The sequence below is a fragment of the Parapusillimonas sp. JC17 genome, from assembly GCF_052180245.1.
Taxonomy (GTDB): domain Bacteria; phylum Pseudomonadota; class Gammaproteobacteria; order Burkholderiales; family Burkholderiaceae_B; genus Parapusillimonas.
Map to the genome: position 1 here is coordinate 343,576 of NZ_CP197474.1, position 13,552 is coordinate 357,127.

Consider the following 13,552-nt stretch of genomic DNA (forward strand, 5'->3'; position numbering starts at 1 on the left):
CGGGCCAGTGTGTGAGCCAAGTCAAGTTGTTGAAAACGCCAACGAAGTTTTCAAGCGTGAAGCGCTGCCAAAGCGTCAGGGTTGGCTTCCACGATTCTAAGTAAGGCACGGGCGGGCCCAGCCGGACGAACCCGGCGCTGCTCCCAGTTTTGCAGTGTCTTGGGCTTAACGCCAATCAGGTACGCAAACCGACTCTGCGACAGCCCCGTGCGCTCACGGATCGCCTTGACGTCTGGCTCGGGAAACTCGCGCATGCGGACGCCGGCCACAGCTTGGCCTCGCATATGGCGACCCATGTCGCGTACGCTATCGAGCAATTCATCAAACTGTTTTTCATTCATCTCGAATCTCCGCCCGCATCATTTCAGCCAAGCGCCGCAACTGGTCAGAAGTCAAATTGGCGCTGACGTTTTTCGCATAGGCATAAACTAAGTAACACTGCTGGTTGCTAACCCAGTAGTAATAGACCACGCGGGCAAGATATTCTGCAGTCCGGCGATATCGTCATCTGCGAACAGCTCGGCTGCGCAGCGGACGAAGATCGGGAGTTCTACAAAGACCATGTCCATACTATCCGCTGGAAGCGGATAGTTACGCAAGTAGCTCCGTAGGAGGTCACGTTGCTGGCTCCCACGGATTGATGGTCACTCCTGTAGGCTTGAAATCGGCCACGTTGCGCGTGACCACCGCCATGCCGTGTACCAGTGCCGTCGCAGCAAGGAGCGCGTCACGCTCACCGCGCTTGTCTGGTGCATGCAGCCGAGCGGTGCGCTGCGCTACAGCGGTATCGATAGGCAATGTGCGCCCGGAGAACTCGGGTAGTGCATCAACCGCTGATAGTTAAGGTAGTGCCATTGGGGTCAGACCCCATACGGGGTCTGACCCCAGCGACCAAAAGGAAGAGCTTGCCGGAGATCAAGCGGCCACGTAGAAGGCGGTGCCTTCATCGTGCCAGTAGCCGCTGAGCTTGATTGCCTCGGCTTCCGCCGCGTCGGCCGTGTAGAAATGCGACCCTGTCTCGTTGTTGGAGAAACGGTGCAGCGCTTTCAACGCGCCCGTCTGGCTGCCGTAGGCTTGGAAGGCAACGCCTTCGTACTGATAGCCGCCTTCGAGCGTCCGCAGGTGGGCCGCTTCGTTGGCGTCGGCTGTAAGAAAGTGATCGTTGTTGGCGCTGTTGAAGAAGCGGTGCACGGCGATGCTGTCGTTCACATTGAGCAGGCGTTCGAACGCCAGGCCCTCGTACTGGAACCCGCCCATGTCCAGGACAGCCGAGGCCTCGTCGTTGTTGGACGTGAACAGGTGCGTGCCTGACTGCGCATTGAAGAAGCGGTGTACGCCGGGTGTTACGTCGTTGACGTTGGCGTTGTAGTCCTTGAAGCCGGCCAGTTCGACGTTGACGAGTACGTTCGAGCCGTCGGTACCGGCGTTGTCGGCCACCGTGTATTGACGGCTGCCGAGATCGTAGCCGATCTTGTAGTTTTCGAAGTCGCCCGAAAAGAAGACGCGGTCGATGCCCGCACCGCCATCGATGACATTGTTGGCGGCATTGACGGTGATCGAGTCATTCCCTGCGCCGGTGATCACGTTCTCGATCAGCACGCCGCGCGCAATGCCGATGTTGTTCGTCATTCCGTTGGCGGACGAAAAGTTCCCAGGACGCAGGTCCACATGACTATCGGTGCCCCAACCGCTCAAATTGAGCGTATCTATGCCGCCGCTGTCGTAGATGGTCAGGATGGGGTTCAGGTTGACCGAGAAATCATAGACGTCGGCGGTCAGGCCCGTGACGGTGGAGCCAAAGCCATAGATCGTGTTGCCGCCGCGCGCCTCGGCGGCGCCGTACATATGCTGTATGGCCATGATGTCGTTGATCATCGGCGTTTGGGGCCGGTACAGCACGCCGTCCATACCCATCCAGTCGGCCCAGGCCACATCCCCGTGGCCGGTGCGTTCGGACGGGCCGTAATAAGACATCACCGACCAGACTGTGCTGTCCTGCCAGGACGACGCGCCCTTGTTATCGGCGCCGTTGTAGTCGCCCATATGGTCCAAACCCAGTAGATGACCCATTTCATGGACAAAGGTCAGAAAACCGTTGCCGCCGATGTAAGGCGTCCAGGTGTCTGAATTCGTATTGAAATAGGCGCTGCCTTGCGGGGGGTAGTAGGCGTGGGCGTATTCAATCGATGTCGTGGTGTTGGAAAAATCGATGTCTGCCTTTGGGCCATTGGTGAACTGAAGCGTTTGAGGGATCAGCTCGTCCCACAAGGCCATGGCAATATGCGCGAATTGTTGCTGCACGGCAGTCAAAGGCGTGAAGCCGACTGCTTCACCTTGCTGGAAGTTGAGTTCCGAGCCATCTTGCGCAAAGCGGTAGGTGATGACCGCCTGCTTCCAGATTTGGCCACTGTTCAGTTGATTCAAGACTTGTTGATCGGTCCAGATAGGCAAAGCCATCGATGTCTCCTGAGTGCGTGTTGGGATGATTCCCTCCGTGGACGTGATATTAGCAAGGAAATCGGGTCTTTGTATCAAGATATGTCATTTCCGGGATCATCAAGTCCTGGATAGGCGGTCGGGGTCGGACCCCTTGCACTTTAAGGGGTCAGACCCCGAATGGGGTCTGACCCCACCCCTCACTTCAATTCACCGACGCGCCCGAATCAATCACATACTGCTTCCAGATCGGCACTTCTTTTTCGACGAAGTCGCGAAAGGCCTGCAGTGAAGGCGCCGCCTCGACAATAAGACCCTGGCCTTCAAGCTTCTTGATCGTTTCGGGATCCGACAGCACTTTGCCGATTGCCGAAAACAGCGTTTGCTGAGTGTCTTCGGGAATGCCGGCGGGACCCCAGATTCCGAACCAGCCTTGTACGCCGAGATTCGGCAGGCCTGGCTCGGCCATCCCCGGAACGTCGGGCATCACGCTATATCGATCTGGCCAAGTGACCGCCAACGCAGTCAGCTTCCCGTTGGCCACCTGCGGCATGACAACAGGAGGCGTACCAACGATGAGTTCGACGTCGCCTCCCATGACGGCGACGACGGCGGGCGAGCCGCCGCGGAAAGGAACGTGCGTGATATCGATGCCCGCCGCGCGCTTGAAGGTTTCCGCCGAGATGTGGGCCGGCGTGCCATTTCCACCGGTTGCGTAGTTCAGCGCGCCAGGGTCCTTGCGCGCGCGTTCTATCAGCTCCGCCAATGTATTGATGCCGGTTTGTTTGTTCGCCGCAATGACGGAAGGAATATTCGCGATGCGGGCGATGGCGGTGAAGTCCTTGATCGGGTCATAGGTCTTGTCGTTGTAAAGGGCCGGGTTGATGCCGTGGCTGAAATTTCCGCCAACCATCAGCGTATAGCCGTCGCTCTTGGCTTTTGTCAAAGCCCGCGTGGCAATATTGCCGCCCGCGCCACCCTGGTTGACGACCACGACGGGTTGGTCAAGCACTTTGCTCATGCCTTCGGCCATGACTCTTGCGACGAAATCGGTGGACCCTCCGGGCGGGGAGCCGGCCACCAGTTCGATGGGACGCTCCGGAAACTTTGCCCACGCCGGGATCGATACGGATAGCGCCATCGCGGCAATAAGGATCTGGCCAAGCTGCGCGAACGATTTTTTGTTTTTTCGACAATCGATTGGGTATGGCATGTGACGCTCCTTTACGATTCGCCCAATTGCAAAGCGAGTTTTTTGAAGAGAAGGGTGGAATGATGCAGTTGCGGCAAATCGATGTACTCGGTGGGCTTGTGCGCATGGTCGATGTCGCCGGGGCCGAACACCAGGCACGGAGCGATCTTCGAATACTCCGATGCTTCCGTGCCCAGGCCGGCCACACGGGCCGTAGTACCCAGTATTCCTTCTGCCTGCTTGACCAGGGGGTGATCGCCGGGCAGCTCTGGCGGCGGCGCTTCGGGGCGGATCTGGACTTTCAGGTTGTGCCGATGCGCCGCGTCGCGGACGCGGGCGATGACCATTTCAGGGTCGAATGACTTCGAATAGCGAAATTTGATATTGCATGTGGCCAGGCCCACCGTCATGTTCGGGAAGGCGCCGTAGTTGTCGATGACGAAGTTCAAGTCGCAGTACGGCGGATCGTATTGCATGTCGAACAATGCGGGATTGGTGCGCAGATGCAGGTGCAGTTCCCGCATTTCATTGAGAAAAGGCACCAGTGCGATGTTGGCATTCACGCCGCGTCCTGTGGAAGAGTGCGCCTGTATGCCTTCGGAATGTACCGAGAACGCGACATCGACCCTGTGCCCGCGTAGTATGCCCAGCGCAGTGGGCTCGGCCACAATAAAGCACGCCGGCGTGAATTCCTTCAGCGTCTGGCTGTTTGCCACCACCTCGCGGACTCCTTGCTTGCCGGCCTCTTCATCAGAGGTCAGCACGAGCATGGGGCGGTCGGCTTCGGGCAGGGCGTTGGATGCCACGATGAAGGAAGCGATGGGCCCCTTCATGTCTGAAGCGCCCAGGCCATAAAGCCGGTCGCCCTCGATGGTGGCCGTGAACGGATCCCTGACCCAGCCGGTGGACGACACGGTATCTAGATGGCCTGCAAAGGCGATGCGCGACCGGCTTGCAGGATGGCGGGCCACCATGTTGCGCTTTGCGGTTCCGGCGGCATCCTGGTAATCGACATACTCCAGCTTCCAGCCCTCGAGCGCGCTTGCCGCCGAATCGAATATGGGCTGGCTGCACTTGTGGCTTTGGGAGTCGATGGAAATGAACTCGCGCAAGAGCTCTAGTGTTCTACATTGCTCATCTTGCGATGTTTTTTGAATTGTCATGCGTGTCGCCTTTTTTCTCGGAAATAGCCGTATACCTTGATGCTGGCTCATTATGAGACGGTTCTTGAATTATGTATAACTGTAAAAATCGAACAGAGTGTTCTTTTTTTATCAACACCTCTATCATCTTTTTTCAAGTACAGTCCTTGCCAATCCCACCTTGAAAAAACGGCCATGGCAATCATTCATCATCAGACAGGCAGTTGCGCCAAACGCGCATTGGAACTTGTGGCGGCACATAAGAACCGCATGGACAGCGGCATACAGCTTTATGCCGGCTCGTGCATGCTGTCGCCGACCGTCGAACATGCCCTCATGAACAACATGGGCTTGATGCCCGCCATGGGAGACCCCTACAACAAGCAGCAACCGGGCACGGCCGAGATCTCCGAGCTGGAAGTCCTGGTCAGCATGCAGCTAACTGAGCTTTTTGGCGGCAAGTGGGCAGAGCCCAGACTGCAAAGCTGCACCTATGCAAACGCTGCCGTCTACGCCGCCTTTTCCAGCCCGGGGGACCTTATAGCATCCATCAGCGCACAGGATGGAGGCCATGTAAGCCATCACGACCTGGGCACCATCGGCGTGCTGGGTCGCAAGACCCTTCCTCTTGCGTTCAGCGACGGTGTCTACGATGATCAGGCGTCGGCCAGGATAATTTCCCAGGGGCGGCCCAAGGTCGTGATGCTGGGCGCCAGTGTGATGCTGGATCCCTATACCGTTGAAGCCACGATATCGGCCGCGAAACAGTGCGGCGCCGTGCTGGTCTATGATGCGTCGCACGTTGCGGGGCTGATCGCCGGCAAGTGCTTCCAGAACCCCATGGAAATGGGATTCGACATCATGACCGCCTCCACGTACAAGACGCTGGCCGGCCCGCCGGGCGGGATACTGCTGGGCCGGCATGAACATCATCGTGACGCATTGCGTCGGCATATCGTCGGCGGCTGGACATCGAACTACGACGCCTCGCGCCTTGCCGGCCTGTCGGTCGCCTTGGAAGAGGCGGCAATGTTCATGCCCGAGTATGCAAGGCATATGCTGGCGAACGCCCATGAACTGATCACTGCGCTTGGGCGCGAAGGAATCGCGGCAATAGGCAGCGCCAGGGGGGCCGACGTTCCACCCAGTTCGCATCACGTCATCGTGCCCGTTCGCGACCCGGAAGCGGCCCGCGGGCTTTGCCGGCAAGCGGACCAAGCGGGACTTTATGTGGGAACAGCCAGCGTACCCGGTCAACCTTTCGCCGGTGGCTTGCGCATCGGTACCCAGGTCATCAGCAGGCAGGGCGCAACGCATGATGACATCCTGTCCATCGCCGCCTGCTTTCGCCTTCTGTTGGATGGCAGGCTCGAAGACCTGGAGCAAAAGGTTCGATCGACCGCGGCAGGGCTGCGAGCATGCCTTTACTGCTTCGCTTCCGACTGAAAAGGACAAATGGATGATCAGCTCGAGCTACCGTTATTTCCTGGCGATTTCCGAGGATCTTTCGATACGTAAAGCGGCCGAGCGCGTGCACATTTCGCCTTCTGCGCTCAGCCGCCAGGTGATGCTGCTTGAAGCGGAGTATGGGCAGCCGCTCTTGATTCGCAAGGCCAATGGCGTCGAGCTCACCGCCGCGGGCGACATTCTGCTGCGCCACATCCATTCACTGCTGCGTCAGGAGCACGCCCTGAAGGGCGACCTGGCAGACCTGGGCAACCTGCAATCGGGCCATGTACGGGTTGCATGCGGCAACGGGTTCGCCACCAGCCTTGCGAATCTGATTCTGCCCGAGTTCTATGAGTTGCATCCCGGCGTCACGTATACGGTCATCGTCGCGCCCGGCGACGAGGTCATGCGCAGCATCATCGAGGACCAGGCCGACATCGGCCTGACTTTCAATCCTCCGTCCCATCCCGCCATTGAGGTCATCGGTTCCTTCAAGGCGCCTCTGCTGGCGGTCATGTCGCCGCACGCAACATGCAGGAAACTGAACGAAGGCGTGTCCTTGGAGGACTTGGCAAAGCTGCCGTTGGCCTTGCCGCGATTCAATCACGGAATTCGCCGACTGGTGAGCCAGGTGGAAATGGCCGAGGGCCTGCGGCTCCGTCCGGCAATGGAAAGCAATTCCTACGAAGTCCTCACATCGTTCATCGTCAACCGTCGGGGGGTGTCTCTTTTCCCCTATTTTTCCGTCGCCCAGGAAGTGAAGGAAAAGAAGCTGAATGCCCTCCCGTTGACACATGCCATGTTCCAGTCGACGACCGCCGCCATCGTCGTCAGGCGCGGCAGGCATTCCTCGCTGGCGGCAACCGAATTCCTGAAGCACTTGAAGCAGCAAATCCGGGCTCTGGAAGATACCGGGCGGGATTGACTCGGGGGTTGGGGGTCGGACCCCATGCGGGGTCTGACCCCTAAAGAATGCCAAGGGGTCAGACCCCGTACGGGGTCTGACCCCCGCACAAACGCCGCAAACCATTACACCATATAAAACACGTGCTCTCCTGCGACTCGCGGGCTCGCCGACCTTGTTCACTGCATTGAAGGCGGCTTTGAGCTCAGCCCAATTGGCAAACTGATTCTTCTCGGAATCAACATTCTTCAGCAAGGCAACGACGCCGTTGAAAGCACATCTGACATCATGCACGAGGCTGCCGTGTTTAAAGGCTCTCGTGTATCAATAGGTATGGTGCTGGGGTTTCTTCATCAGGATGATACGCTTGATGCGTTGAAGCAAGACTACCCGTTCATGTCCCCCGAATTCATCAAGTCGTGAATCCAGTCACACAGCAGCCGGGCTTCTCGAGCTCGGACGCTATCGCTGCGATGCAATAAATAATAGGCATTACCGGTACTCACAGGAGCGTTTACAGCGGCTTGATCGGTAAGCCTTTGGACGGCCTAGCAGTCGGGTTGCCTGGTTCATTCTTCAATACGCACTGGTCTGAGTCCGTAACCAAGGCCGTGGAACGAGCAGTCGAAACGTTAAAGGAAAGCGGAGTACGGGTGTGCCCGGTTTCTATTGCCCATATCGATCAAATCTACGAGGCCCAGCAGCGCGTGCTTCGCTTCGAAGCCTACGCCCTGCACGCAGATCGCCTGGCTGCCGGTAAGCCATACGAGTCGGAGGTTCGAGAGCGCTTAATGGCCGGCAGAGAAGTGACGCATGAGTCCTATCGACAGGCGCTCGCCTACCGACCAAATGCAAAAGCGCATTTTGATGCAGCCCTACAGAAAGTGGACATCATCCTGACGCCCACCTGCGGCATCACCGCGCCTACGTTACAGGAACGCGAAACAGTCCTGAACGGAGAAACGGTATCCACGCGGTGGCTGCTTACGCGTCTGACGGCACCCACCAATTTCTCTGGACATCCGAGCCTTTCCGTTCCGTTTGGTAAAGATGGCCAAGGAATGCCCATTGGCCTGCAGCTCGTTGGCCGGTATCACGACGAAGCTACGCTGTATCAAGTAGGGTCCTTTCTTACCGGCGAGCGAACATAGGACGCCGGTTAGCCTCCTTTGGAGCATGGGGTCAGACCCCGTACGGGGTCTGACCCCTCCCGCTAAAAGCACTATGGACTGGGCACGGTCGCCACGACATAATCAGCCATCGATCAACACCTGTTATCGCGGGGGGCACCCATGCGAATCAATTCTTTGTTGTGCTTGTTGGGGTTTGTCATGGCGGGCATCCAGCTCTCTGCGGCCGCCGCGCCGAACGCCGGCGCGAGCCAGGCGGATCCCAACTATCCTCCTGAAAAAGTCATCAGCGCCAACCGCAAGTTCTGCGAGAATCGGCGCACTTCCGCGTCCTATCCGCAATATCGATGCGACTGCGTGGCCGGCCGAGCACAGCAGGAACTGAAATCGGGGCGCCTCACGCCGAAAAGCATCGCTCAAAAGAACTTCTCCATTACGGAATGCATAGACAGGCCGTTGACGGCGCAACGCTATCTGGCGTCGTTGTCGGCAACGCCTATGTTCGACCAACAGATAAAAAAAGCCGGGGGAGACCCCGATGCGCTCAGGCGATGTTATCGACACGCCATCGAAAACCTCATCCCCTTGGCCAGCCTGGAAAACTCCGGCCTCTTTCGCAGCGAGCTCAAAAGACATTGCCGGGCATCAGGCAGATGAGCCCCCAGGCTGACCACGGCAGGGCCGCGGTCTGAATCGTTGTTGCGGGAGCACGATATGGATGGTGAAGTGACCTGGTGGCATTACCTGATTGGGCTCGTTGTCCTGATATTGCTGTGGCGGTTCGTCTTTATCTTTTCCGTGTTGATTGCCGCCATCGCGGGCATTGCCTACGCCGTGTTCTTTCATACCGGCCCCATCGAGTGGCGCCTGGCTGCGTCAGTGCTCATTTTCTTTGTGGCCAGGGCGCTCATGAACTGGGCCGACGATGACGCAGGAAAAAGCGGCGTCCCGCGCCCTAGCGCCGGCGGGCATAGGGGCACGATCGACCTGCCAAGACGCAAGACTTGCCCTGAGTGTGGCGGCGGGCGGCGCGTGTATTGCGACCATATAGGCCACGACCCCCATTACAGTCGGGTTTGCAGCAGCTGCAATGGGTCCGGCTATAAGCTGTGCCCAACCTGTTTTGGAGCCGGTGACGTCAGCGGATGACAGCGGCAATGCATGGGGTCAGACCCCGTACGGGGTCTGACCCCTTACGCGATACTGAACTAACTGCGTCTGACCGAAGCACGCAAGCGGGCACATCCAGCGCGGCAGTCGATGTCACCGGATTTCTCATGTAATTTCAAACCTTGATTCCCCTCCGAGCTCTGCCGTGCAAGGCTCATTTTGTCTGTGTGTTTACTTGCTGAGTTATACCCAAATAGATATAATTCAGCAATGCCTGCCACGACGAGACCACTACGTTGGGTCGCCTCAAGCAAGAAAGACTTGATGGCCATGCCTGAAGATGTACAAGACACCTTTGGATATGCGTTGCACTTAGCACAAGCTGGACAAAAACATCCTGATGCCAAGCCGCTGAAAGGCTTCGGTGGTGCGGGAGTTTTGGAAGTGGTTGAAGATTTCCACGGCGACACCTATCGCGCTGTGTACACCGTGCGTTACGCCCATGCAGTCTACGTGGTGCATTGCTTCCAAAAAAAATCTACCCAAGGTATTGCTACTTCAAAGCCGGATGTGGATTTGATTAAATCGCGTTTAAAAGCTTTTGAAGCCAGTCTAGGAGATCACCCATGATCGATATTGAAGAAAGTTCTGGCAACGTATATGAGGATCTGCAAACTCCCGATGCGGGAGCCATGTATGTAAAGGCTCGCCTGGCCAGCAAGATCGGCGACATTATTCGCCACCGCCATCTGACGCAACAGCAAGCGGCCGAAATTCTGGGCATTCCGCAACCGAAGCTCTCTGGTTTGCTGCGGGGGCAGTTTCGTGGCATCAGTGAGGCGAAGATGATTGAGTGCTTGAATCTTCTGGGCAGGGATGTCGAAATCGTCGTGCGTAAGGCACGCCGTAGCCACCCTCAGGGACACACCGAAGTCGTATTCGCCTGAGTACGACCAGCCCCTCAATAGCGAACAGGCATTAACAAGAGCCTTTGAGCGTGGGGTCAGACCTCGTACCGGGTCAGACCCTTCCCGCGATACTGCACTGACTGCGTCGGCATCAATGCAGATCGGCGGGGGCACCGCAACATTTCTTGAACTTTTTCCCCGACCCGCAAGGGCAAGAGTCATTGCGCCCGACCTTTGGCAGCATTGCGCGTGCAAGCTGTTGCTCATAGGCTGCGAAGCGGAGGGGCAACCAGTAGTTATGCATCGCCATCACGGCTTGGGGAATGTCCTTGGCGATCTTTGCCCGGCGAGCCGGTGTCTTGGTCAGTTCGTCCTGATCTGGTGAGAAATCAGCGTTGGCCAATAGGCCAATCGGGCGAAACCAGGCTTGCCCCTCGACGGTGGCGAGCATCGGCTTCCAGTCATGCAGGCAGAGCTCCATGCCTTCGGTGAAGCCGTACGCCCAGGCTTCTGCATCGATGTACTCCCTGCCGCGATACTTCGTCATCATCCAGATGGGGGCCATCTCCGGCGGCTCGCATTCGAAGCCGGCGATGATTCCGTTGAAACGGCGTATGACCAGACTCGTGATGTGGTTGAGCCGCTCGATGGAGTCTGCAGGCGGCGCAGCGGTCTCCGTGCCCCAGACCTTGGGCAGCCATCGAGTGGGAGGGACCGAGACAGGCCCGATGGCGATCGCATGTAAGAAGCCATCCAGGATGTCGATCGTCATCCCTTCGTCCGACTCGAGCTCGTAAAGCAAGAATATGTCGAGTTCGTTCAGCTCGTCTTCAGAAAGTCCATAAATCGTATCAGACATCACGGCAGACCGGTCAGGAAAAGATAGCATTATCGCTCGTTAAAAGTACTATGAACCGAGCACGGCCGCCGCGACATAATCAGCTCTGGGGTCAGACCCCGTACGGGGTCTGACCCCTTACGCTAATGTGCCCCGGGAACTCACTCGTTGATAAGTTATTTTGGCAAAATTTGGCAAAGTCGATATACTTAGAATATGAGTACGATGAATATCTCTTTGCCCGAAGGCCTGAAAGCGTTCGTTGACCAGCAGGTCAGCCGGCACGACTATGGCACCAGCAGCGAATACGTACGTGAACTGATCCGCAATGATCAAGATCGGCAGCGTTTACGCGATTTGCTGCTTGACGGTGCGTCGTCAGCGCCAAGCGTCTTGGTCGATGCGCAATACATCGATGGCTTGCGTGCCAAGGTGCGCCAAAGCAGCGGTCGGTGACAACAAAGCCGGTCGTTCTACGTGACCGCGCTCGCCAGGATATCGACGCAGCCTTGGTACATCTTGTGTCTCAAGGAACGCCTGCGTCTGCGCTGGCTTTTATCGACAAACTCCAGCAAGCGCCCGTGCACGTAGCGCGTCACCCCGCGACGGGTTCAACACGCTACGCCCACGAGCTCGACCTGCCAGGGCTACGATTCTGGCAGTTAAGACGCCATCCCTATCTGATTTTTTATGTCGAGCATGACGATCACATCGATGTCTGGCGTGTTCTGCATGGAAGTCAGGATATTCCACGCTGGATGCAAGAAAGCGACCAAGCGTAGGCGCCACTGCGCTACCAATCAGCGTGGCGGCGCCGCCCGCAGAGTTCGTCACCGGCACCTTGGGGTCAGACCCCGTACGGGGTCTGACCCCTTACGTGCCTCACACCATTTTGCCGTGATCCCGCCAGTGGGCTTCTCGCAAGCGCTTCTTGTCGATCTTGTTGGTGCTCGCGATGCGGGGTAGCGCTTCAAGAAACACGATATGCTTTGGTTTCTTGTAGCTGGCCACCTGACTGCGGCAGTGGTTGATCAATTCTTCCGGTGTGGGTATCGCTCCACGACACACTACGTAAGCAAGCACCGATTCGCCCCATTTTTCATCAGGCACGCCGACGACGGCGGCTTCGTATACCGCCTCATGGCTCAGCAATGCCTCTTCCACCTCCCGGGAATAGATGTTTTCCCCGCCGGAAATAATCATGTCCTTCTTGCGATCCACGACGAACAGGTAATTTTCTTCGTCCACATAGCCCATGTCGCCGGTGTAGTACCAGCCTTCCTTCAAGACGTCGAGTGTGGCTCTGGTGTTGTTCCAGTAGCCATGCATGGCGGCAGGGCTCTTCAATGTGATTTCGCCGACCTCGCCTGCCTTGCAACGCGAACCGTCTGGGCGTCGTATGACAAGCTCACAGTTGTAGTAGGGCTGACCCGCGGATGCCAGGCGCTTCAGATCTTGAGGCGTGCCGGTTGGCTTGTGCTGGTAAGCATGCATGAAGGTTCCCACCATGCATTCGGTCATGCCGTAGGCCTGGTTGAAAATCGGCCCAAATTGCGCAATGGCTCGCTTGAGCAAGGGGACGGGCATTGGCGCAGAGGAGTAGACGATGGTGTTCAAGCGGTGAGGTTTCGCCTTGAGTTCGTCAGGGGCTTCCAGCAGCATCTGGATCATGACAGGCGCGAGCAAGGCCGCAGTGACCACGCCGCGGGCGAAACTCGCATAGACGGCGTCCACGTCGAAGCGGCTGTGCAAGTCGACGGCGGCCCCTGACCAGGCATAAGCCATGTAGATATTGTTCACGCCGGCGTGAGAGAACGGCATCACGGCCAGGAAGCAGTCCGAAGGCTTTGCGCCGCACGCGGCCGATGCGATGCGAGCCTGTTCGATCTGTGCCAGGTGGCTCTGCATGACCCCTTTGGGGTTTCCGGTGGTGCCGCTGGTATACACAAGAAACAGTACGTCGTTCTCGGTCGCCCGGAGTGTCGGCCGGCTGCAGTCGCCCTGGGCCAGCACCTTCTGGTAAGAGTCGATCTCCTGTTTTGGCGAATCGCCTATGCAGATCAGTTGTGGGGGGGCGTCAAGTGCATTGCAGATTTCGAAGACCCGTTCCTCGAATTGCTGTTGGTAGATCAACACGCGTGGTAACGAGTCCTTGACGATATACAGCTGCTCGGGGAGAGTAAGCCGGAAGCCGAGTGTCACGGCAATGAATCCGGCCAGGCTGGACGCGGCATTCAACTCAATGATCTCGGGGCAGTTTTGCGCCAGAATCATGACCCGGTCCTGCTTCTCCAACCCGATGCGGACCAGTGAGTTCGCGAGGCGATACGCCCGCTCGAGCAACTGGCCATGGCTGCAGACACGGCCCTCGAAGAAGAGGGCCGGCTCATTGCGGTAGAGCGACGCATTCCTCTCGAAAATCTCACCGATGATCATTCAAGTC

The 13,552-nt window shown here is 57.7% G+C and carries 16 protein-coding genes and 1 pseudogene; 10 read left to right on the top strand and 7 right to left on the bottom strand.

Going from position 1 to position 13,552, the window contains the following annotated elements; all coding sequences use genetic code 11:
* Positions 1 to 50: 50 nt before the first annotated feature.
* The 5 genes and pseudogenes from ACSBPU_RS01630 to ACSBPU_RS01650 form a co-directional block, all read right to left on the bottom strand.
* Positions 51 to 341 (bottom strand): helix-turn-helix domain-containing protein, encoded by a 291-nt coding sequence (locus ACSBPU_RS01630; RefSeq protein WP_442594988.1) that lies wholly within the window; start codon positions 339 to 341, stop codon positions 51 to 53.
* Positions 342 to 615: 274 nt separating this feature from the next.
* A pseudogene (locus ACSBPU_RS01635) lies at positions 616 to 822 on the bottom strand (PIN domain-containing protein); the annotation flags it as partial.
* A gap of 93 nt (positions 823 to 915) precedes the next feature.
* The gene (locus ACSBPU_RS01640) at positions 916 to 2,457 is read right to left on the bottom strand and encodes a M10 family metallopeptidase C-terminal domain-containing protein (RefSeq protein ID WP_442594990.1); all 1,542 of its coding nucleotides are present in this window, start codon (positions 2,455 to 2,457) and stop codon (positions 916 to 918) included.
* A 184-nt stretch (positions 2,458 to 2,641) separates the two neighbouring features.
* Positions 2,642 to 3,649 (bottom strand): Bug family tripartite tricarboxylate transporter substrate binding protein, encoded by a 1,008-nt coding sequence (locus tag ACSBPU_RS01645; protein ID WP_442594992.1) that lies wholly within the window; start codon positions 3,647 to 3,649, stop codon positions 2,642 to 2,644.
* 11 nt (positions 3,650 to 3,660) lie between these two features.
* A complete protein-coding gene (locus tag ACSBPU_RS01650) occupies positions 3,661 to 4,791 on the bottom strand; it encodes a M20/M25/M40 family metallo-hydrolase (RefSeq protein ID WP_442594994.1) in 1,131 nt (376 codons plus the stop codon).
* 174 nt (positions 4,792 to 4,965) lie between these two features.
* Here ACSBPU_RS01650 and ACSBPU_RS01655 point away from each other — a divergent pair, with 174 nt between their 5' ends.
* From ACSBPU_RS01655 to ACSBPU_RS01690, 8 genes are all read left to right on the top strand, one after another.
* Entirely contained in the window at positions 4,966 to 6,216 is a 1,251-nt protein-coding gene (locus ACSBPU_RS01655) for a hypothetical protein (protein ID WP_442594996.1), read from the top strand.
* Between the two features lie 13 nt (positions 6,217 to 6,229).
* Complete coding sequence (locus ACSBPU_RS01660) at positions 6,230 to 7,144, top strand: LysR family transcriptional regulator (RefSeq protein ID WP_442594998.1); 915 nt, start codon at positions 6,230 to 6,232, stop codon at positions 7,142 to 7,144.
* Positions 7,145 to 7,411: 267 nt separating this feature from the next.
* Entirely contained in the window at positions 7,412 to 7,546 is a 135-nt protein-coding gene (locus ACSBPU_RS01665; protein WP_442595000.1) for a DUF433 domain-containing protein, read from the top strand.
* Positions 7,547 to 7,647: 101 nt separating this feature from the next.
* Complete coding sequence (locus ACSBPU_RS01670; RefSeq protein WP_442595002.1) at positions 7,648 to 8,274, top strand: amidase family protein; 627 nt, start codon at positions 7,648 to 7,650, stop codon at positions 8,272 to 8,274.
* 141 nt (positions 8,275 to 8,415) lie between these two features.
* Positions 8,416 to 8,910, top strand: coding sequence for a hypothetical protein (locus ACSBPU_RS01675; RefSeq protein ID WP_442595004.1), 495 nt, complete (start codon positions 8,416 to 8,418; stop codon positions 8,908 to 8,910).
* A gap of 57 nt (positions 8,911 to 8,967) precedes the next feature.
* Positions 8,968 to 9,402 (top strand): hypothetical protein, encoded by a 435-nt coding sequence (locus ACSBPU_RS01680; RefSeq protein ID WP_442595006.1) that lies wholly within the window; start codon positions 8,968 to 8,970, stop codon positions 9,400 to 9,402.
* A 231-nt stretch (positions 9,403 to 9,633) separates the two neighbouring features.
* Entirely contained in the window at positions 9,634 to 9,993 is a 360-nt protein-coding gene (locus ACSBPU_RS01685) for a type II toxin-antitoxin system RelE/ParE family toxin (protein ID WP_442595008.1), read from the top strand.
* The gene (locus tag ACSBPU_RS01690; RefSeq protein WP_442595010.1) at positions 9,990 to 10,310 is read left to right on the top strand and encodes a helix-turn-helix domain-containing protein; all 321 of its coding nucleotides are present in this window, start codon (positions 9,990 to 9,992) and stop codon (positions 10,308 to 10,310) included. The genes ACSBPU_RS01685 and ACSBPU_RS01690 overlap by 4 nt, the downstream gene beginning before the upstream one ends.
* 112 nt (positions 10,311 to 10,422) lie before the next feature.
* Here ACSBPU_RS01690 and ACSBPU_RS01695 read toward each other — a convergent pair whose 3' ends face one another.
* The gene (locus ACSBPU_RS01695; RefSeq protein WP_442595012.1) at positions 10,423 to 11,130 is read right to left on the bottom strand and encodes a UPF0149 family protein; all 708 of its coding nucleotides are present in this window, start codon (positions 11,128 to 11,130) and stop codon (positions 10,423 to 10,425) included.
* A 195-nt stretch (positions 11,131 to 11,325) separates the two neighbouring features.
* Here ACSBPU_RS01695 and ACSBPU_RS01700 point away from each other — a divergent pair, with 195 nt between their 5' ends.
* Positions 11,326 to 11,565, top strand: a complete 240-nt coding sequence (locus tag ACSBPU_RS01700; RefSeq protein ID WP_442595014.1) for a type II toxin-antitoxin system ParD family antitoxin — start codon at positions 11,326 to 11,328, stop codon at positions 11,563 to 11,565.
* Entirely contained in the window at positions 11,562 to 11,891 is a 330-nt protein-coding gene (locus tag ACSBPU_RS01705) for a type II toxin-antitoxin system RelE/ParE family toxin (protein WP_442595016.1), read from the top strand. Before ACSBPU_RS01700 ends, ACSBPU_RS01705 begins: the two co-directional genes overlap by 4 nt.
* Positions 11,892 to 11,991: 100 nt before the next feature.
* On the opposite strand, the gene ACSBPU_RS01710 is transcribed toward ACSBPU_RS01705, so the two are convergent.
* Positions 11,992 to 13,545 carry a class I adenylate-forming enzyme family protein gene (locus ACSBPU_RS01710; protein ID WP_442595018.1) on the bottom strand — a complete coding sequence of 518 codons (1,554 nt, stop codon included), beginning with the start codon at positions 13,543 to 13,545 and terminating at the stop codon, positions 11,992 to 11,994.
* Positions 13,546 to 13,552 lie beyond the last annotated feature (7 nt).